The following is an 18,477-nucleotide window of genomic DNA, read 5'->3' on the forward strand; positions in this document are numbered from 1 at the left end:
CTGGATAGTAGGCGGCATTTTTTCATGGCTCATTGTACCACCGCTGGCAGCATGGCTTACTATTCCCGGCTTTGCCGACATTATAAGCCATACAGCTACAGCTACCCTTGGCTGGACGTACCTTATGGGACTGCTGTGGGGCATTGGTGGTTTAACATATGGATTAGGGGTACGTTACTTGGGAGTATCGCTGGGTAGCACCATTATACTGGGCTTATGCTCAGTTTTTGGATCGATAATTCCATCGGTGTATTATGACCTTTTCCCGAAAGAGGGGAAAGATACTTTTACGCTGATGATGCACAGCGAATGGGGGCAGATGGTTTTATTGGGCATTGTGCTTTGTGTAGTGGGCATTATTATATGCGGTAAAGCAGGTATGATGAAAGAGAAAGAACTGTCGGCCGATAAAACCATAGCCCAGGAGAATAAAGATTACCGCTTTGGTTTAGGTATACTGGTGGCCGTAGTTTCGGGGATCCTGAGCGCTTGTTTCAACTTCGGTATTGAAGCCGGGAAACCAATGGCCGATACCGCTAACCAGATCTGGCAGGCGGCGCATCCGGGACAAGGTAACTTCCTGTTTTCAAACAATGTAACCTATATTATTATATTATGGGGCGGTTTAACCACTAACTTTATATGGTGTATGGTGCTAAATGCCCGCAATAAAACGTTTGATAATTATACCGATAAAAAAACACCCCTCCTTAAAAACTACCTGTTTGCGGCACTGGCCGGCACGACCTGGTTTTTACAGTTCTTTTTTTACGGTATGGGCGAAAGCAAAATGGGGAATGGCGCCAGCTCCTGGATCCTGCACATGGCTTTCATTATCCTGATAGCTAATACGTGGGGCCTGGTACTTAAAGAGTGGAAAGGCGTAAGTAAAAAAGCATTCGCAACGGTAATAGCCGGTATAGCGGTAATTGTAATATCGGTACTGGTTGTGGGATATGGGAATAAGATAAAACCCGAAAAACCGACGGTAAAAGCCGAATTAAATAAGCCAACGATAAAAACAAATCAATAATTCATTAACTCAATAATTCAACAATTAAAATATATGTCGTCGAAAACAACTGAATTTAAACACGTAAGCTATTTGTGGGATGAAGCAAAAGCCGCCGAACTGGCGGGCGATGAAGTAGCCCTGCTCATATACCGCTCCAACCTTTTGGGTGCCGATCTGCGCCTTACCAACTATGGTGGTGGTAACACATCATGCAAGTTGATGAGTAAAGATCCACTCACCGGCAACGATGTTGAGGTAATGTGGATCAAAGGCTCAGGCGGTGATATTGGCACGTTGAAAAAGAGCGGCTTGGCTGCCCTTTATGTTGATCGTTTACGCAGCCTGAAAAACATCTATCGCGGGGTTGAATTTGAAGATGAAATGGTTGAGTTGTTTAATCACTGCATCTACGATCTTAACTCGAAAGCACCATCTATTGATACGCCGCTTCACGGCTTCCTGCCATTCAAACACATCGATCACCTGCACCCGGATGCTGCCATCGCTATTGCTGCCGCAAAAGACGGTAAGAAAATAACCCAGGAGCTTTTTAACGGTACCATCGGCTGGGTTGAATGGAAAAAACCAGGCTTTGAATTAGGCTTGCAATTAAAACAATGTTTGGATGAAAACCCAGGCATCCGCGGTATTATGTTAGGTTCGCATGGTTTATTCACCTGGGGCGATACAGCTTACGAAAGCTACATGAATACGCTCGAGGTTATTGAGCGCTGTGCCGAATATCTTGAAGAAAACTACGGAAAAAAAGGCCCTGTTTTCGGTGGCCAAAAAGTGGAAAGCCTTGACGAGACCGGCCGTAAAAAACAGGCTGCTGCCCTTGCACCGGTATTGCGCGGTTTTTGTTCAAGCTACAGGCACATGGTTGGTCATTTTACGGATGATGCCCGCGTATTGGAGTTCATCAACTCCAATGATCTTGACCGTTTAGCACCATTAGGCACCAGCTGCCCGGATCATTTCCTTCGCACCAAGATCAGTCCGCTGGTACTTGACCTTGCACCGGGCGAAGACCTGAGCGATGTTACCGCGTTAAAAGCACGTTTGGCTCCTGCCTTTGAGGCTTACCGCCAAATGTATACCGACTATTACAATACCTGCAAGCATGATAACAGCCCGGCTATCAGGGATACCAACCCGGTTATCATCCTGTATCCGGGTGTAGGCTTGTTCTCTTTTTCAAAAGATAAACAAACCGCCCGCGTTGCCGCCGAGTTTTATACCAACGCCATCAACGTAATGAAAGGTGCTGAAGCAATTTCGGAATACACTTCTCTCCCGCGCCAGGAAGCGTTTGATATTGAGTACTGGTTATTGGAAGAAGCTAAATTACAGCGCATGCCTAAGCCAAAAGCTTTATCAGGTAAAATTGCCCTGATCACCGGTAGTGCTGGTGGTATAGGTAAAGCTATCGCCAAAAAATTTGTTGATGAAGGCGCTGTAGTTATTCTGAATGATATGAACGCCGAGCGTTTGGAAGGCGCAGGTGAAGAGTTTAAAAAACAATACGGCAAAGATTCATACACCACAGCCGTACTTGACGTAACCAAAGCCGACCAGATCAACGAAGCACTTGAAATTGCAGCCTTAGCTTTCGGCGGTGTGGATATAGTGGTAAATAATGCCGGTTTATCTATCTCTAAATCAATTGCCGACCATACTGAAAAAGACTGGGACTTATTGTACGATGTATTGGTTAAAGGCCAGTTCTTTATTACTCAGGCGGCAGTTGCTGTGATGAAAAAACAAGACATTGGCGGCGACATTATCAACATTGTAAGCAAAAACGCCTTAGTGAGCGGACCGAACAACGCCGGCTACGGCTCGGCAAAATCGGCCCAGTTACACCTGAGCAGACTGAACGCGGCCGAGCTTGGTACCGACAAGATCCGTGTGAACGTAGTTAACCCGGATGCCGTAATCAGCGACAGCAACATTTGGGCCGGCGGATGGGCCGAAGGCCGTGCTAAAGCTTACGGCGTTACCGTGGATGAACTGCCTGCTTACTATGCAAAACGCACATTATTGAACGAGGTAATACTACCTGCCGATATTGCTAATGCCTGCTTTGCCTTTACCGGCGGCCTGCTCAACAAATCAACCGGTAACGTGTTGAATGTTGATGGCGGCGTGGCGATGGCGTTTGTGCGATAGTTACAGTAACCCATGTCATTGCGAGCGATAGCGTGGCAATCGCACGGAAGCATGACCACCATGCGTAGCCACTCTGTATAGCATGCGATTGCTTCGTTCCTCGCAATGACATATTTATAAATTTTGCAAGTTCAAGCGTCAAACTTGAACTTGCTTTATAACCAATACCAATTATGCAGTTAGAAAAATATAAAATTGATGAAGCCAATCATCAGCAACTGAAAGATCACCAGCGCAAGTTTGATTTTGTTGCCGGTGACGTAAAAAACCTGGATACTATCCTGCAAAAACTGATTGATTTTAATATTGCTATACCAAGCTGGGCTTTAGGTACCGGCGGTACACGTTTCGGCAGGTTTTCGGGCGGTGGTGAGCCCCGCAGCCTGGAAGAAAAAATTGAAGACGTGGGCTTGATCCATGCACTTAACCGTAGCAGCAACTCTATATCATTACATATTCCCTGGGATATCCCATCCAATGCCTCAGCTATCAAAGCCCATGCGGCACAATTGGGTTTGCATTTTGACGCGGTTAACTCAAATACCTTCCAGGATCAGCCTAATCAGGAATTGAGCTACAAATTTGGCTCATTGCACCATGTAGATAAAGCGGTACGCAAACAGGCTATTGCCCACAATATTGAGGTGATCAAATACGGTGTTGAGCTTGATTCAAAAGCATTATCTGTTTGGCTGTCGGACGGATCGAACTTCCCCGGTCAGTTGAATATGCGCGGCGCGTTTGAACGCACTTTAGAAAGCTTGCAGGAAATTTATGAGGCCTTGCCCGATGACTGGAAAGTTTGGGTTGAGTATAAACCTTATGAGCCTAACTTCTACTCAACCACTATTGGCGATTGGGGTCAATCTTACCTGCTATCATCAAAACTGGGCCAAAAAGCGCAGACATTAGTTGATCTTGGTCATCACTTACAGGGCGTAAACATTGAGCAGATAGTTTCATTACTGCTGATGGAAGGCAAGCTGGCCGGTTTCCACTTTAACGATTCAAAATATGGTGATGATGACCTTACCGTTGGCAGCATCAACCCATACCAGTTGTTCCTGATCTTTAACGAACTGGTTGAAGGTATGGACGCCCGCGGCATGACACACGCCACTTCTATAGGCTGGATGATCGATGCTTCACACAATGTAAAAGATCCGATTGAGGACCTGCTACAATCAGTAGAAGCCATTAAGATAGCCTATGCACAGGCATTGTTAGTAGATACTCCAGCATTGGTACAGGCACAACAGGATAATGATGTAGTACTTGCCCAGGAAATATTGCAGCAGGCTTACCGCACCGACGTCCGTTCGTTATTGGCCGAAGCACGCTTAAGAGCAGGCGGCGCGTTAAACCCGCTGGCTGTTTACAGGCAGCAAACTATCAGGCAGCAACTGATAAACGAAAGAGGAGCTAAAGCAGTATCAACCGGATTGTAAGCCTATGGAGCCGATACCTGTTATAGCCGTTTTTGATGTGGGTAAAACCAACAAGAAGCTGTTCCTGTTCGATGAAAACTACAAGATAGTTTTTGAACGTACAGCCCGTTTCCTGGAAACCCACGACGAAGATGGCGACGCATGTGAAAACCTCGACAGCCTCAGGTTATCGGTGTTTGATTCATTGCGCGAAATTTTTAAGCATAAGGAGTTTGATCTTAAGGCGGTCAACTTTTCAACTTACGGCGCCAGCTTTGTTTATGTTGATGAACACGGCAAGCCGCTTACCCCACTTTATAATTACCTTAAGCCATATCCGCCTGAACTGGGCAGGCAGTTTTATGAAAACTATGGCGACGAAGCCAGGTTTGCTTTAGAGACCGCCTCGCCGGTTTTGGGCAACCTTAATTCGGGATTGCAGTTATACAGGCTTAAATATCAACAGCCCGAAGTGTTTAAGCGGATAAAGTATGCCTTACACCTACCCCAGTATATGAGCTATCTTATCAGCGGGCAAATGGTGAGCGACTTAACCAGTATCGGCTGCCACACTGCTCTTTGGGATTTTGCTAAGAACACCTATCACAACTGGCTTAATGCTGAAGGGATTCTGCCCAAAATGGCACCTCTGCATCCCGCGGATAGTGTGCTTCCGGCCGAGTTTCCGGGCAGTACTTACAAGGTTGGTATTGGGTTGCACGATAGTTCGGCAGCGCTGATCCCTTACCTGGTAAGCTTTAATATGCCTTTTGTGCTGATCTCTACAGGTACCTGGTCAATCAGTCTTAACCCTTTTAACCAAACACCGCTTACGGCTGATGAGCTGAAGCATGATTGTCTTAACTACCTGCAATACAAAGGCAGCCCGGTGAAAGCCTCACGCTTGTTTACGGGTTATGAATATGAGCAGCAAGTAAAAAGAATAGCCGCCCACTTTAACCAGGACGAGATCAGGTATCGTACCATAAATTATGATCCTGCAATTGCAGCCCGGCTAAATAATCAACCCTCATTACAGGCCGACGAAAATGAAGGCCAGTTACAGAAATCGGCATTTGAGCAGCGCGACTTAAACATTTTTGCCGATGATGTTGAAGCTTACCACCAACTCATGATTGATATTATTGCCCAGCAAACCATCTCAACCAATTATGTTTTAAACGGCTGTAAGGTAAAACGCATTTTTGTAGATGGCGGCTTCAGTAAAAACAGCGTTTTCATGCACCTGCTGGCGTTGGCCTTCCCTCATTTGGAAGTTTACGCCGCGTCGATGGCACAGGCAACTGCCGTAGGTACGGCATTGGCTATTCATCATGCCTGGAATACCAAAACACTACCGCATGACCTGATCGAGCTGAAATATTATTCGGGGGTGCAGAGCGAGGTTGTATAGCTCTATTTCGGTAAAAACCGATGTCATTTCGAACGAATGGCGGGGGGCCAAAGGTTGGGGTGAGGAGAAATCCTATACGGCATGCATTTAGGCTCAACAAGGTGTACAAGATTTCTCTTTCGCGCCCGCACACCATCCGTTCCAGCTCTATCGAAATGACATTTTTATAAACGAAACTCTTATTTAAAAATCCGGTTATCGACCGGATTTTTTTATTTTAGGGCAACCAATCAATAACCCTCTCATGAAAAGATTCGCTTTGTTTCTGTTATTGCTCAATTTTGCATTTATTGCCAATGCCCAACAAGCTAAGCATAAAAAAGCCATTATTGTGCTTACTTATGACGACGGCATCAATTCACAGTTAAACATAGCCATACCACAGCTCGATTCTGCACACCTTACCGCCACCTTCTTTTTAATGGGCAACATGACCGAAGCTACCTTGCCGCGCTGGCGCGAGGTAGGCAAAAAAGGTTATGAACTGGCCAATCACACTTTATATCACCCTTGCCTGCTCACTAATGTAAAAGCTAATCCGGCTAACAATTCGGCTATTTATACACCGTACATGATGCTGCGCGAGATCAATGAAATGAACACGCTGCTTTTTGCTGTTGATGGAAAAACAGGCAGCCGAACCTATGCATATCCATGTACCGAGGTTGAAGTTGGCGGCGTGAACTATGTTGATACCCTGCGTAAAGCAGGCCTCGCAAAATACGCCCGTATAGGCGGCGGACCGGATGCTGTGATCACTGATTTTAAAAACCTCGACCCGTTAAAAGTGCCCTCATGGGGCGTAACAGGCAACCCGGTAACCGGCGATGCCCTGATAGATTTTGTAAAGAAAGTACAACAAAGCGGCGGACTGGGCATCTTCATGTTTCACGGCGTAGGCGGCGATTATTTGGTTACACCCGCAGATGCGCACAGGAAGCTGTTAGCATATTTAAAGGCACACCGAAACGAAATTGAAGTGACAACTTTTATGAAAGCCATGGATGAGGTGATGGCCGCTAAATAGTTTTATAAAAGCTAAAAGCAGAAGGCTAAAAGCTTAAAGCCAAATTACTATATATAAAAATTAAGCTATCAGACTAACGAGATCTGATATAACAAGCTCATCTTTAATAACGCGTTCATGACCGGGGCCCTGGTATACTTTGGTCTCAACTTCGGGATGAGCGATAAGGAAGTTTTCCAGGAATGCGAAGGGTGCAATTTTATCTTCCGGGTCATAGGCTAACCAATGCCTCCTGACCAAACCGCCAGGATATAAATTATGGAGTGTAAAATGCGAAGCCTCCATATCAAACAATGACTCAAAATTAGTAAAGAATTGATCCTGTAAACCAGGAGCTACATCGGCCGCGTTCAGGCTGGCTATAAAATTCTCTTTCAGATTGATTAGCGGGGCAATGCTGATGAGCAAGGCAGGCTGAATAGCTGTTTCCTTAATAGCGATGGCATTGGCCATTGCCCCTAACGAGTGACCGATGAGCACATCGGGTGCGCCAAAGGTTTTGATTACCGTAGTCGCAGCTTTGGCAAAGAGCAGGAGGTTTGACAGCTCTCCTTCCGAGCTGCCGTTACCCGGTGCATCGAAAGCTATTACCTGCATATCATCAACACTTTTTAAAGCTGTGATGAGCTCGGCAAAGTCGGCGGCTTTTGAGCCCCAGCCGTGGGTGATAAGTATTTTGCGTTTCCCCTCTCCCCAGGTAAACCCCTTGAACTTTAAAGTAGATTTGGCAAAATGAGGATCGTCTACTTCAAGCGTAAAAGGTTTGGCTTCATCAAGCAAAAGTTGCTGCTGCAGGCGTACCGGCATTTTGGGCGAATAACAGATCAATTGCCATAGCAAACTGATCATATCAGGCGCCCCGGCGCCGTTAAGAGATTTTACCTGGTTAAATACCGTTTTTAACTTTTTCATAAGCGACGCAGGATTTCGTCGGCAAAATAAGCAAAAGCGCCTTTAAAATATACCAATAGGTATTTTATTTACATTGTCCCGACGAAGCCTTGCATTCCAATTGTAACAAAACGCATGTCCCAAATTTTTGATTCCCCATAAAAATTTAAAAATCCTCCCGGCGTTCTTTTTCCGGAAAACTGGAGTGTTCCAAATTCTGAATGTAAAAACGCGGGACACCTATTTTATGAAACACGTTGATGTTCAATACTTTAATCATTTACCTGAAACATCATTAAAATACTGATAATCAACACTTAAAACTATAAAGAGTTTAAAATACTTTTTTTCGAAAGATTAAAACGGCGACATTTAAAAGTGTAATTTTTGCTGATTTTTAGGATTTTTTTGAGAAAAAACCAAATGGCGGCTTTGCCTGTCTTGCATACTGACAAGGTAGCGACACCATTTTTATGGTCTGTTTTTCCGATAGTTTTTTGCGCCGGAATACGCAGGATTTTCTGCCTGTGACCGGGAGCGATAGCCGCTCCATCCATGACCATGTTCAGGCGTGGACGCCATAACCATTACCTAAGGGATTAATTTAGCGTAAGCGCTTTAAAATCCCCTCTTGAGAGAGTAATAGCCCATGAAAAGGCAGGAATAATTTGTATATTTATGATAATGAATATCATAGAGACGATTAAGCGTTTTCCAGATCAGTCCAGTTGCATAGACTATCTTGAAGGATTAAGATGGCAAGGATTGCCAGAATGCCCGTATTGCAACAGCAAACGGAGCAGCAAGCGCCAGGAAAGCCAACGGCATATTTGCAATAGCTGTAACCGCAGCTATAGCGTTTTGGTCGGCACTGTTTTCGAGGGCACCAAACTTCCTTTGCCGCAATGGTTTTTGGCTATTTCATTAATGCTGAATGCGAAAAAGGGGTTATCTGCACGTCAGTTAAGCAGGGATCTGGGATGCAATCGTAAGACAGGCTGGTATTTGCAGATGCGGATACGGGAAGCCATGCGGGACGGCGGGGATGGCGGTTTGTTTAAGGGTATTGTTGAGGTAGATGAGACTTATTTAGGTGGTAAAAAAGCCAATCACTCAAAGAAAAAGCGGCAGGAAAGGCGCGATAATAATTTGCAGGTCACCGGCATGCAGGATAAACAGCCCGTGATTGGGTTATTGGAGCGGGATGGCCGTCTAAAGCTTCAGGTCATAGATAAGGCACATGGGAAAACGCTCAAACCCATTGTTGAACAATCAGTGAGCACAGATGCTACTATTGTAACGGACGGCTTTGGTGGATATGCCGGTTTAAATAAAATATTCCGTGAACATCAGGTATTAAACAAGGAAAAAGAAGAGTATGCCCGGGGAGAGTATCACACCAATACGATTGAGGGCTTTTGGACATTGTTAAAACGGGGGATATATGGTCAATACCATAAAGTATCGCTCAGACATTTGCAATCATACCTGAATGAGTTCACATTTAAATATAACAATAGAGGCAATAACCAGGTGTTTAACTTTTTAATTAACAAAATGGCTACTGCCTCTTGATGGGCTATTACTCTTGAGAGGGGGCGCGGTGGGAAAGAGCGGGAGCAGGGGGTGTGTTATACAAGCGATAAGCCCCACGTAGAATAACACACCCCTCCGCCCCTCTCAAGAGGGGAATCGCACATTCCCCCACTTTTGAAGAGTTTTTTTCTTAGGTTACGGTTCAGGGCGTGGACGCCTAAACCCACGTAAAAATAAAACTTCTGCTTCAGTGGGCTGGTGACACTACTTTCCTCTGCCTAACCAAAGCAGCGAGTTGATGATCAGTTTATCAACATCGGCATTTTCAAAAGTTTGCGATAACTCTTTGTTGGTGCCGCCGTCATAGTCCATATCATTATGGCCTATGTTGAAATAAACCATGCGGTAATTTTTATTAGTCCAGGCTACGGGGTAGTAACCGCTATGCCAGATCTCGTGTTGCTTTGGGCCTGTACCCAAGGGAAAACTTGTTGAATCAACCGCAAGCAGGATATCGATATCCGGATTTTTGCGGAGATCGTGTTCCCAGCGGTACCATTCGTTAGGGTTTGTTTTAAAAATGGTGGGCAGGCCTTTGATTACCGGATGATTAGCATCCTCAACTCTTAAAATCGCCGAAGTTGGGTGCCAGGTATTGCTCACATATTGTCCCGAACCAAGGAACTCGTTATGGTACCAGTCCCAGTTTTGCGGAAAGTCCGAGGGCGTAAGCGCGAAGGCCGAAAAATGAAACCCCATCCAGGCGCCGCCCTTTTTCATATACTGTTCAAAAGCTGCACGCTGTTCGGGGTTATCAGTGCGGGTGTCTAAAAATATTACTAACTGGTATTTGGCCAAAAACTCCGGGTTCATATTTGCCCAGTTGTTGGTGCTGTCGTAGGTAAAATTGTACTTTTCAGCCATTTTAGGAAACCAGCGATTAGCCTCGTGCACAAAGCTGATATGCGCCAGGTCGCTCCGGCCGGTATAAAAGGCTATTACTTTGAATTTTTTATGGCTTTGGGCATGGGCGCTGCTTACACAAAAAAATGCCATGCAAAGCACGATGGCAAACAGTATTACTTTCCTGATATTGATTTGATAGATCATAAAAATCCCCGTGGTTATAATTGTGATATAAAAATAAGGGATTTACAGGGTCGGCGTTAGTAAAAGTGGGGGTGAGAGGTGATGTAGGGGGGATTAGAAGTTGATGACAACACTGTAACACTGTCGCGGCGGGTTAACACAAATACTGCCGTACATAATTAATCTATAGCGATTGGCACCGCATCCATAACGCATGGTTGTCTGTAAACGTCAATTTTATAATATGTTTTTTTACCTTGCTTTAAAGCAGGATAGTTGATGTTAAAAATTCTTTGATGATTTAAAAATACACTTCCTATATAAAAGTTGACTAAGGAATCACTCTGTGCAGATTTTAGTATCGACTTGTAATTTTCCTCATCAACCATCAAACAAGTATCAGGAAAGGTTCGTGTTCCATAACCGTTGATCTTTAGGTTTGCCGAATCGGTCTTATTAACAGAAGTGGCTTGTAAAACAGATATGAAGATTTCATTGAGCACTATCCTTCCATCATAACCATTATTGAGTTTTAGTATGTCCAAAGCTTTATTAAGTTCGGCTTCAAAAGTCGCTGTGGCGGAATGCATTTGTATAGGAGTGGTATCATAAACAAAGTTCCAATAGCTTCCCTCCTTGCGCTCGTTTGCAACGAGCGCTTAATATGGTTTGGCGATTGTATCGCCTGTGCGTTATAAACGCAAACCCAGCTACGCACTCGTTACAAACGAGCGCGAGTTTCTTGTCTTCCCCTTTGCCTGTGTCCTCACGGGCAAATATCATCACAACACCATCTGCTCAAACAACCTGTTCAGCGTAGCCTCCGCATCAGCGGTCATGCCCGGATGCACTTTGGATGCCTGCACCACCGTACTGCGTGTAGCCGTAAGCCAACGGAAGCGTGATGGCTGATCTAACTGAGCTATTGGCCCTGCATCTTTTTCGCCATTACAGATCCGCTCAAGCGAATTAATATTTTCCTTCAGGCAATCCAGGTCAAGGTCACCGCAAAAGGCAGCTAACCTTGCATCATCAGCCTTGAACAATACTTTTAAAAATTTTTGTTTGGGACAAAACAGGATCACCCCTATATTGATAAACTCTTCGCGCTCCACCCTTGGTACAACGCGGATTATGGCGTACTCAAATACCTGCATATAGGGCTTGTTTTGCGGCGTTAACCAATACATCTGAAGCGGTCAGCCGGGTTATTAAAAACTCGGCATATATATTCCGCACTTCTTCAGGCGTTTCTTCAAAATCGCGGTAGGTGATCCACTCGTCGGGGATCAAGCCCACAATATCACGGATCTTTTCGGGCGTTAGGATTGCTTTAAATTCAGCATCAACCGTATCCAGTTGGTTGGCGCGGGGCAGCAGCACATGGTCTTTCACCTGTAAAAACGGGCGGGTAGCCATTTCCTGCCAGTTATTCCATGAGTGATGGAAATACAGCGCGGCGCCGTTATCAATCATCCACAATTCTTTATGCCATATCAGCATATTGGTATTACGGGCGGTGCGGTCTACATTGGTAAGCAAACAATCGAACCAAACTATTTGCGAAGCCAGTTTGCCATCAACAATAGTTACCGCCGGATCGAAAGTAATAGCGCCCGACAAATAATGCAGCGCCAGGTTAAGCCCTACACTAAACTTCAGCAGGTCCTGGATCTCTTCATCAGCCTCCGAACGGCCGAAGGCTTCATCTAAATTGGCAAATACCAGCTCAGGGACCTTGAAACCTAACAGGCGTGCTATTTCGCAGCCAATAAGTTCGGCAATGAGGGCTTTTACCCCCTGGCCTGCCCCACGGAATTTCAGTACATATAAAAATTCGTCATCAGCTTCGGCAATGGCCGGTAATGACCCGCCCTCGCGCAAAGGCGTTACGTAACGGATCACGTTAACGGTGCGGAGCTGTGGTGGTGTGTAACTCATAGCTGCAAATTTATTCAATACTTACATTACTGCCTGGTGTAGTAAGTATTTTGTGTGAAGCTTTTATTTTTTCCATCCTCTACATACGGCGGAACTTCATAGTATAAACCAAGAGTAGCTGAGTTCACTTTTATTATTTTAAATACCCTATCAGGTAGCCTGCTTTTTGTTTTGTCGTTATAATCTGTTACTGTATCGTTTGTAAGCGTTAACGTTCTACCGGAAATACTGAAGTTGAACTTTTCATAAGTAAATAAATTGTTCGTACTTGTTCCGGTGCCATCTTTATTAAATTGTTTAAATTGTATTAAAGGATAATTTGCAATAGTATCATAGCCAGTGCGTATTCCATCTGTATAATCTATTTCGGCTATTGAAGTGGCTTTCCAATTGCCAATAATAAGAGTTGTTACAGGAATATCTTTGGACTGATCATTTTTTCTTTCTTGCAGGATGCGATAGCCAACGCTAAAATTGCCGGCAACAACAGGTTTTGTTTCTTCATTTGTTATAAGGTTTTACGAAGTTAATATTTAATCAGCAAAACCACTCATGGAAAAATCTCAAGTACCTATCATCAGGGTATATTAACAGAGCGGGTAATGAACCCTATCCACCAACAACATCCTGCCAATCCTAAAAATCACGGTTCAGAAAAATAATATTACCCTCCCCGGTCCCTGCTGACATAGGGCTGTCATTACCCCTTTGTTATTTTACATCATAAAACAAACAACAACACTTATGGACACTTTGAAATCGTTATTGCAGGAGATGGAGCAGGAAGCTCAAACCACCGAAAAAATGCTGAGCCGCATCCCCGACGATAAATACCAGTGGAAGCCGCACCCTAAAAGCATGACCATTGAACAGCTCTCGACCCACATTGCTGAATTACCTACCTGGGTTACTATTACCTTAAATACCGACGAACTGGATTTTGCCACTGTACCTTACGAGCCTAAAAAAGTGAGCGGCACTGCCGATTTGCTGAAGTTGTTTGAGGATTCATTGGCCGATGGCTATTCGAGCCTGCAAAAAGCTGACGTTAGTACGTTTGATAAAATCTGGACGCTCCGTAATGGCGAACAGATCCTTAATCAGCGGACAAAAGCAGAAGTGATCAGGATGACTTACTGCCAGATTGTACACCACAGGGCACAGTTGGGAGTTTATTTACGTTTACTGGATATCCCGATACCGGGCAGCTACGGCCCAAGTGCCGATGAGCAGGGCTTCTGAAAAAACAGGAGTAATAAGATCAGTTTTTAAATACAAAAGCAAAGCAGGCAAAAGTGTGCTTTGCTTTTGTATGTTTTGCACTCAACTACGGTGCTTTGACAGCTTGCCTGTGTTTATTTCTTCAAGGAAGCCATTTTCATTAATAGCATATCGGGCCTCAGAGGTATCGGTATCTATCTTATAATTAACGGTCTTTACTTTTTTGTTCCTGATCTTTTTGCCAAATATGAACATCGGCAAAATGAAAACCGCAAGCAGGACTACAACTTGTAACAGGGTTGTGTACATAACGTCTAACATAAAAATTTAAGTCTGATTGGTACCCATATAACGTTATCGGGAGAGAAATGGTTCGCCTTTTTAATGTTATTTTATACCCATCATGTGTACATACAGCTAAATGTGTGCCATACTTATATCTGACGCTCTGTGTTACCGTAATATTACATTTATGCTGACATTTAATTGATTTATAATTAAATGCACTAAACACTGCGCTATCATATTGATAATAGAGCCTATCGTTTTGAAATAAATAATATACAGCACAGTTTAGTGATTTTAGTACAGTGGCGAAGTATCGTAAAAACGCGGAATTTGATGAGATTATGGAACGTGAAATGAATAAAAAGAATTGTCATTTCGACGAAGGCGGGCAGGGAGATAGTGATGGCGTGAGGAGAAATCTTATGCGCCCTGTCCCGAACATGCGTTCTTGTTAGTCGTATAAGATTTCTCTTTCGCCCCCGGCGCTCAGCGCCCCAATGCTCTATCGAAATGACATTTTAGGTACTTTTAAGTATCTGGAATTTACCCTAAACCGTAAAAAGCAGCCGCGTTCCCACCAAAAAACAATTCCTTTTCTGCAGCTGATAGTCTTTCAGCATACAGGTCCATTACCTCCATTGTTTTTTCATAGCCTCCGGCCAGGAGGCACACTGGCCAGTCGGAGCCGAACAATACCCGGTTGATACCGAAAGCGTTGAATACAATATCGATATAAGGGATAAAATCAGCTGCGGGAGTGTTGTCCCAGTCCGCCTCGGTGAGCAGGGCCGATACCTTGCAGGATACATTGGGATAGCTTGCCAGCTTTTCGATATCCTGTTTCCAGCCATCTATTTTCCCGGCTTTGATGTAGGGCTTGGCCATGTGGTCGAGCACAAACTTTTGATCCGGAAATTCAGCTGCCAATTGCGCGGCATACGGCAAATGGTTAGGGAAGATGAGGATATCATAAGTGTATCCGTGTTTGCCCAAAGCGGCGATGCCTTTTTTAAATTGCGGATCAAGCATATATTGCTCATCGGGCTCCGACTGCAGAATATGCCGGAAGCCTTTAAGCTTTTCGTATTTCTTAAAATGATGCAGGCGGTCTTCCAGATCATCGGCTTTCAAATCTATCCAGCCTACTACCCCTTTGATGAAGGGATTAACGGATGCCAGATCTAACAGAAATTCCGTTTCCTTTTCCGACTGATCGGCCTGGACGGCGACACTGCCATCCATGCCGTGTTTTTGCAGTACAGGTAACAGGTCTTCGGGATAAAAATCCCGCCCTATTACCTGCATGTCTTCAGTGATCCAGCTGTCCCTTACCGGGTTGTATTGCCAGAAATGCTGATGTGCATCAATTTTTAGCATAAGCTATCAGGTTTTGTTTTGATTCACCCAGGCCTTCAATACCTAATTCTACCACGTCGCCCGCTTTTAAGTAGATCGGCGGCTTCATTCCTAATCCAACACCTGCAGGTGTACCTGTCGATATAATATCGCCCGGCAGCAGGGTCATGAACTGGCTGGTATACGAGATCAGGTGCGGCAGGTTAAATATAAAGTTTGAGGTAGTACCGTCCTGCATGGTTTCGCCGTTAACTTTTAACCATAGGCGCAGGTTATGCGGATCAGCAATTTCATCAGGTGTAGCTAAAAACGGACCAAGCGGCGCAAAGGTGTCGCAGCCTTTACCTTTATCCCAGGTACCATTACGCTCCAGTTGGAACTCACGCTCGCTTACGTCATTGTGCAGTACGTAACCGGCCACATAATCCATAGCCTCAGCTTCTTCCACATACGATGCTTTTTTCCCGATAACCACAGCAAGTTCCACTTCCCAATCGGTTTTTACGGAGTTTTTAGGGATCATGATATCATCAAACGGACCAACAATAGCGGTGGTAGCTTTCATAAAGATCACCGGCTCAGGCGGCAGCGGTGCATTGGTTTCTTTGGCATGGTCGGCATAGTTAAGACCAATACAAACCAGTTTTGAAGGGCGCACGATAGGGCTTCCTAAGCGTACATCATCGGCAACTTCGGGCAGTAAATTATCCTGTACAAAAGCGGTAAGGCGGTTGATGCCATCTGTTTCAAAAAACTGTTCGGTGTAATCTTCGCCAAAGGCCGATACATCATATCTTTTATCGTTCTGTATAATTCCCGGCTTCTCTTTCCCAATCTCGCCAAATCGTATAAGTTTCATATTATCGTTGTATTAGTTAGTTGTCAGTTTAATAATAGTATCGTTAGGGTCGGTTGCCACGCCGCTAAGATATACAAACACGCCCTCGGTTTGTTGTTTAAATTTCACCGCGCTGCCATCGGCCAGTAAAGCGGCTTTGGTTACTTTTCCTTTTAATTGCGGAATGAAAACGTAGGGTTGTTGCGGTGCTGTCATCACATGCACATACAGGTTTTTATCTTTCTGAGTGATTACTCCCCATGGCTGTGCCGGGATACCGCTGCCGCGGGTACCGTAAATCGCTTCGCCATTTTTTTGTACCCAGGCGCCTACAACAGCCAGCGTATCGGTAAATTCAGGCTGAATTTTTCCGTTTGGCATCGGGCCTATGTTCAATAAAAAGTTCGCATTTAAACCGGCCGCGTTAACCAGGTAATGGATAATGCGTTTGGATGACTTAAAACTCCTGTCGGTAATGTTAAAGCCCCAACTGTTGTTAATGGTTTCGCAGGTTTCCAAAGGTAATGCACCTATTTTTGATTTACCGCTGAAACCTGTAGTATTAGCTCCGGGCAAATCCTTTTCAAACATCTGAAAATCTTCGCCCTCTTTTGGCTCAAGGTGATGGTTATTGCCTACCAGTATAGCAGGGTTCAGTTTATGGATCAATCCGTAGATCTCGTCATAATGCCAGTTAACATCACGCTCCCAGTGGCCATCAAACCAAATGCCTTTAACGCCGGGGTATTTGGTAATGAGTTCCGTAAGCTGCGCTTTCATAAAACTGATGTAGCTGTCCCAGTCGCCGTTTGCGGGCTTGCCGTCAACTATCGGACTGCCATAAGCATAATCCTTGCGGCCCCAATCCAATAGCGAATAGTAAAAATGCAGCTCAATACCTTCCTTAACACATTCCTGTGCCAGTTCCATTAAAGGATCTTTGTGGTAAGGAGTAGCATCAACAATATTGTACGGCGATGCTTTAGTACCAAACATGCTGAACCCATCATGATGGCGCGAGGTAACGGTGATATACTTCATGCCCGCTTTTTTGGCAAACATCACCCAGTCGTGGGCGTTAAAAGCCTGCGGATTAAAGAAATCGGCCAAACGTTTATAGCTATCATAAGGGATATGCTTTTCATTCATCACCCACTCGCCCGCGCCAAGCTCACTGTAAATACCCCAGTGAATAAACAGGCCAAACTTCATATCCTGGAAGTTTTGCCTTGCAGCAAGGTTGTCGGTCGTTGGCGTGTAGGTTTGAGCGCCCGCGCGTACGGCGCCAAGCAGCATACCCATTAATAATAGCTTTTTAATCATATTAAGTCAGGTTTTAATTGTTCAGGGTGATAAAGCCGCCATCGATAGGATAATCGGTGCCGGTAATAAATCCAGCTTCGTCTGAGCAAAGGTAAAGTGCCAAAGCAGCTACTTCTTCCGGTTTACCCATCCTGCCTATCGGTTGACTTTTTGAGAGCTTTTCAAAGATTTCATCCTCACGACCAGCGTAGTTTTTGGCGATGAACCCATCCACAAAAGGTGTATGCACCCTTGCCGGCGAGATACAGTTGCAACGGATGTTATCATGCAGAAAATCACGCGCTACAGATAAGGTCATAGCATGGATGGCGCCCTTGCTCATGGAGTAAGCAAACCTGTCGGTAATGCCAACGCTAGCTGCTATGGAAGCCGTGTTGAGGATCACGCCGCCGCCATTGGCTTTCATTGCCGGGAGGGCCGCGTAAAGGCAGTTGTAAGCGCCTTTAACATTCACGTTAAACACACGCTCAAAATCTTCGGTACTGGTATTATCTGCCCTGCCAATATGCGCTATGCCTGCGTTATTGATCAGGATATCTATCTTACCTATTTTGGTAAAAGTATCAACCACTTGCTGCTGGTTACTTACATCACAGGCATAGCCCGTAGCTTTACCGCCCGCCGTAGTTATTTCGGTCACGGTATCGGCTGCCGCCTGATCGTTTAATTCGATGATATGAACCTCGGCGCCTTGCTGTGCAAATAACACGGCCATAGCTTTGCCTATGCCGCTGCCGCCGCCTGTTATAATTACTGATTTATTGGTTAGTTTGAACATAAGTACGGGCCGGGCCCCCTCTAAATCTCCCCCGAAAGGGGAGACTTTTTTGTTTTATGGTTATTAATATTTTATCTCTCAACGCCGTTGTTGGTATTGTCACCAACAACTTTTTCAATTCCCTCCCTCGGGAGGGGTGCGGTTGGACTATGCGGTGGCAG

Annotated in this window: 18 protein-coding genes; 7 read left to right on the forward strand and 11 right to left on the reverse strand. The window is 44.9% G+C overall.

What is annotated here, in order from left to right:
• The first annotated feature begins 4 nt into the window (after window positions 1-4).
• The 5 genes from rhaT to ACQ86K_RS24415 all read left to right on the forward strand — a co-directional run bounded on the left by rhaT (window position 5) and on the right by ACQ86K_RS24415 (window position 7,055).
• Entirely contained in the window at window positions 5-1,033 is a 1,029-nt protein-coding gene (gene rhaT, locus ACQ86K_RS24395; RefSeq protein ID WP_431200924.1) for an L-rhamnose/proton symporter RhaT, read from the forward strand.
• A gap of 33 nt (window positions 1,034-1,066) precedes the next feature.
• Complete coding sequence (locus ACQ86K_RS24400; protein WP_091175320.1) at window positions 1,067-3,187, forward strand: bifunctional aldolase/short-chain dehydrogenase; 2,121 nt, start codon at window positions 1,067-1,069, stop codon at window positions 3,185-3,187.
• A gap of 173 nt (window positions 3,188-3,360) precedes the next feature.
• On the forward strand, window positions 3,361-4,635 hold the full coding sequence (locus ACQ86K_RS24405; RefSeq protein WP_091175323.1) for a sugar isomerase: 1,275 nt from the start codon (window positions 3,361-3,363) through the stop codon (window positions 4,633-4,635).
• 4 nt (window positions 4,636-4,639) lie between these two features.
• Window positions 4,640-6,028 carry an FGGY-family carbohydrate kinase gene (locus ACQ86K_RS24410; protein ID WP_091175325.1) on the forward strand — a complete coding sequence of 463 codons (1,389 nt, stop codon included), beginning with the start codon at window positions 4,640-4,642 and terminating at the stop codon, window positions 6,026-6,028.
• Between the two features lie 244 nt (window positions 6,029-6,272).
• Window positions 6,273-7,055: a polysaccharide deacetylase family protein gene (locus ACQ86K_RS24415; RefSeq protein ID WP_091175327.1), complete on the forward strand. Its 783-nt coding sequence runs from the start codon at window positions 6,273-6,275 to the stop codon at window positions 7,053-7,055.
• A gap of 60 nt (window positions 7,056-7,115) precedes the next feature.
• Here the strand turns inward: ACQ86K_RS24415 and ACQ86K_RS24420 are convergent, their stop codons facing one another.
• Together ACQ86K_RS24420 and ACQ86K_RS24425 are read right to left on the reverse strand one after the other, a co-directional pair.
• Entirely contained in the window at window positions 7,116-7,967 is an 852-nt protein-coding gene (locus ACQ86K_RS24420) for an alpha/beta hydrolase (protein WP_091175330.1), read from the reverse strand.
• Window positions 7,968-8,269: 302 nt separating this feature from the next.
• Window positions 8,270-8,503, reverse strand: coding sequence for a hypothetical protein (locus tag ACQ86K_RS24425; RefSeq protein ID WP_091175333.1), 234 nt, complete (start codon window positions 8,501-8,503; stop codon window positions 8,270-8,272).
• A gap of 127 nt (window positions 8,504-8,630) precedes the next feature.
• Here ACQ86K_RS24425 and ACQ86K_RS24430 point away from each other — a divergent pair, with 127 nt between their 5' ends.
• The gene (locus tag ACQ86K_RS24430) at window positions 8,631-9,521 is read left to right on the forward strand and encodes an IS1595 family transposase (RefSeq protein ID WP_189549506.1); all 891 of its coding nucleotides are present in this window, start codon (window positions 8,631-8,633) and stop codon (window positions 9,519-9,521) included.
• A gap of 225 nt (window positions 9,522-9,746) precedes the next feature.
• On the opposite strand, the gene ACQ86K_RS24435 is transcribed toward ACQ86K_RS24430, so the two are convergent.
• The 4 genes from ACQ86K_RS24435 to ACQ86K_RS24450 all read right to left on the reverse strand — a co-directional run bounded on the left by ACQ86K_RS24435 (window position 9,747) and on the right by ACQ86K_RS24450 (window position 12,512).
• The gene (locus ACQ86K_RS24435; protein ID WP_218134398.1) at window positions 9,747-10,592 is read right to left on the reverse strand and encodes a ThuA domain-containing protein; all 846 of its coding nucleotides are present in this window, start codon (window positions 10,590-10,592) and stop codon (window positions 9,747-9,749) included.
• A 158-nt stretch (window positions 10,593-10,750) separates the two neighbouring features.
• Entirely contained in the window at window positions 10,751-11,161 is a 411-nt protein-coding gene (locus tag ACQ86K_RS24440) for a hypothetical protein (protein ID WP_091166894.1), read from the reverse strand.
• Between the two features lie 192 nt (window positions 11,162-11,353).
• Window positions 11,354-11,728 carry a DUF3037 domain-containing protein gene (locus tag ACQ86K_RS24445; RefSeq protein WP_090528220.1) on the reverse strand — a complete coding sequence of 125 codons (375 nt, stop codon included), beginning with the start codon at window positions 11,726-11,728 and terminating at the stop codon, window positions 11,354-11,356.
• Window positions 11,715-12,512, reverse strand: a complete 798-nt coding sequence (locus ACQ86K_RS24450) for a HipA family kinase (RefSeq protein WP_091166892.1) — start codon at window positions 12,510-12,512, stop codon at window positions 11,715-11,717. Before ACQ86K_RS24450 ends, ACQ86K_RS24445 begins: the two co-directional genes overlap by 14 nt.
• Before the next feature lie 744 nt (window positions 12,513-13,256).
• Between ACQ86K_RS24450 and ACQ86K_RS24455 the strand changes: the two genes are divergently transcribed.
• Entirely contained in the window at window positions 13,257-13,754 is a 498-nt protein-coding gene (locus ACQ86K_RS24455) for a DinB family protein (RefSeq protein ID WP_091166888.1), read from the forward strand.
• Between the two features lie 81 nt (window positions 13,755-13,835).
• On the opposite strand, the gene ACQ86K_RS24460 is transcribed toward ACQ86K_RS24455, so the two are convergent.
• From ACQ86K_RS24460 to ACQ86K_RS24480, 5 genes are all read right to left on the reverse strand, one after another.
• Window positions 13,836-14,042 (reverse strand): hypothetical protein, encoded by a 207-nt coding sequence (locus ACQ86K_RS24460; RefSeq protein WP_091166886.1) that lies wholly within the window; start codon window positions 14,040-14,042, stop codon window positions 13,836-13,838.
• Between the two features lie 522 nt (window positions 14,043-14,564).
• Window positions 14,565-15,398: an amidohydrolase family protein gene (locus ACQ86K_RS24465; RefSeq protein WP_091166884.1), complete on the reverse strand. Its 834-nt coding sequence runs from the start codon at window positions 15,396-15,398 to the stop codon at window positions 14,565-14,567.
• Window positions 15,385-16,236, reverse strand: a complete 852-nt coding sequence (locus tag ACQ86K_RS24470; RefSeq protein WP_091166882.1) for a fumarylacetoacetate hydrolase family protein — start codon at window positions 16,234-16,236, stop codon at window positions 15,385-15,387. The genes ACQ86K_RS24465 and ACQ86K_RS24470 overlap by 14 nt, the downstream gene beginning before the upstream one ends.
• Before the next feature lie 12 nt (window positions 16,237-16,248).
• Window positions 16,249-17,538: an alpha-L-fucosidase gene (locus ACQ86K_RS24475; RefSeq protein ID WP_091166880.1), complete on the reverse strand. Its 1,290-nt coding sequence runs from the start codon at window positions 17,536-17,538 to the stop codon at window positions 16,249-16,251.
• Between the two features lie 13 nt (window positions 17,539-17,551).
• Entirely contained in the window at window positions 17,552-18,316 is a 765-nt protein-coding gene (locus ACQ86K_RS24480; RefSeq protein WP_091166878.1) for an SDR family NAD(P)-dependent oxidoreductase, read from the reverse strand.
• Between the last annotated feature and the right edge of the window lie 161 nt (window positions 18,317-18,477).

Source organism: Mucilaginibacter sp. P19 (assembly GCF_050632265.1).
Lineage (GTDB): Bacteria > Bacteroidota > Bacteroidia > Sphingobacteriales > Sphingobacteriaceae > Mucilaginibacter > Mucilaginibacter gossypii.

Excerpts from the sequence above, each read along its gene's own strand:
- ACQ86K_RS24420 (WP_091175330.1), bottom strand. The coding sequence starts at position 7,967 with ATGAAAAAGTTAAAAACGGTATTTAACCAGGTAAAATCTCTTAACGGC.
- ACQ86K_RS24450 (WP_091166892.1), bottom strand. The coding sequence starts at position 12,512 with ATGAGTTACACACCACCACAGCTCCGCACCGTTAACGTGATCCGTTAC.
- ACQ86K_RS24465 (WP_091166884.1), bottom strand. The coding sequence starts at position 15,398 with ATGCTAAAAATTGATGCACATCAGCATTTCTGGCAATACAACCCGGTA.
- ACQ86K_RS24425 (WP_091175333.1), bottom strand. The coding sequence starts at position 8,503 with ATGGATGGAGCGGCTATCGCTCCCGGTCACAGGCAGAAAATCCTGCGT.
- ACQ86K_RS24440 (WP_091166894.1), bottom strand. The coding sequence starts at position 11,161 with ATGCATTCCGCCACAGCGACTTTTGAAGCCGAACTTAATAAAGCTTTG.
- ACQ86K_RS24445 (WP_090528220.1), bottom strand. The coding sequence starts at position 11,728 with ATGCAGGTATTTGAGTACGCCATAATCCGCGTTGTACCAAGGGTGGAG.
- ACQ86K_RS24475 (WP_091166880.1), bottom strand. The coding sequence starts at position 17,538 with ATGATTAAAAAGCTATTATTAATGGGTATGCTGCTTGGCGCCGTACGC.
- ACQ86K_RS24455 (WP_091166888.1), top strand. The coding sequence starts at position 13,257 with ATGGACACTTTGAAATCGTTATTGCAGGAGATGGAGCAGGAAGCTCAA.
- ACQ86K_RS24470 (WP_091166882.1), bottom strand. The coding sequence starts at position 16,236 with ATGAAACTTATACGATTTGGCGAGATTGGGAAAGAGAAGCCGGGAATT.
- ACQ86K_RS24415 (WP_091175327.1), top strand. The coding sequence starts at position 6,273 with ATGAAAAGATTCGCTTTGTTTCTGTTATTGCTCAATTTTGCATTTATT.
- ACQ86K_RS24430 (WP_189549506.1), top strand. The coding sequence starts at position 8,631 with ATGAATATCATAGAGACGATTAAGCGTTTTCCAGATCAGTCCAGTTGC.
- ACQ86K_RS24435 (WP_218134398.1), bottom strand. The coding sequence starts at position 10,592 with ATGATCTATCAAATCAATATCAGGAAAGTAATACTGTTTGCCATCGTG.
- ACQ86K_RS24405 (WP_091175323.1), top strand. The coding sequence starts at position 3,361 with ATGCAGTTAGAAAAATATAAAATTGATGAAGCCAATCATCAGCAACTG.
- ACQ86K_RS24410 (WP_091175325.1), top strand. The coding sequence starts at position 4,640 with ATGGAGCCGATACCTGTTATAGCCGTTTTTGATGTGGGTAAAACCAAC.
- ACQ86K_RS24460 (WP_091166886.1), bottom strand. The coding sequence starts at position 14,042 with ATGTACACAACCCTGTTACAAGTTGTAGTCCTGCTTGCGGTTTTCATT.
- ACQ86K_RS24400 (WP_091175320.1), top strand. The coding sequence starts at position 1,067 with ATGTCGTCGAAAACAACTGAATTTAAACACGTAAGCTATTTGTGGGAT.
- ACQ86K_RS24480 (WP_091166878.1), bottom strand. The coding sequence starts at position 18,316 with ATGTTCAAACTAACCAATAAATCAGTAATTATAACAGGCGGCGGCAGC.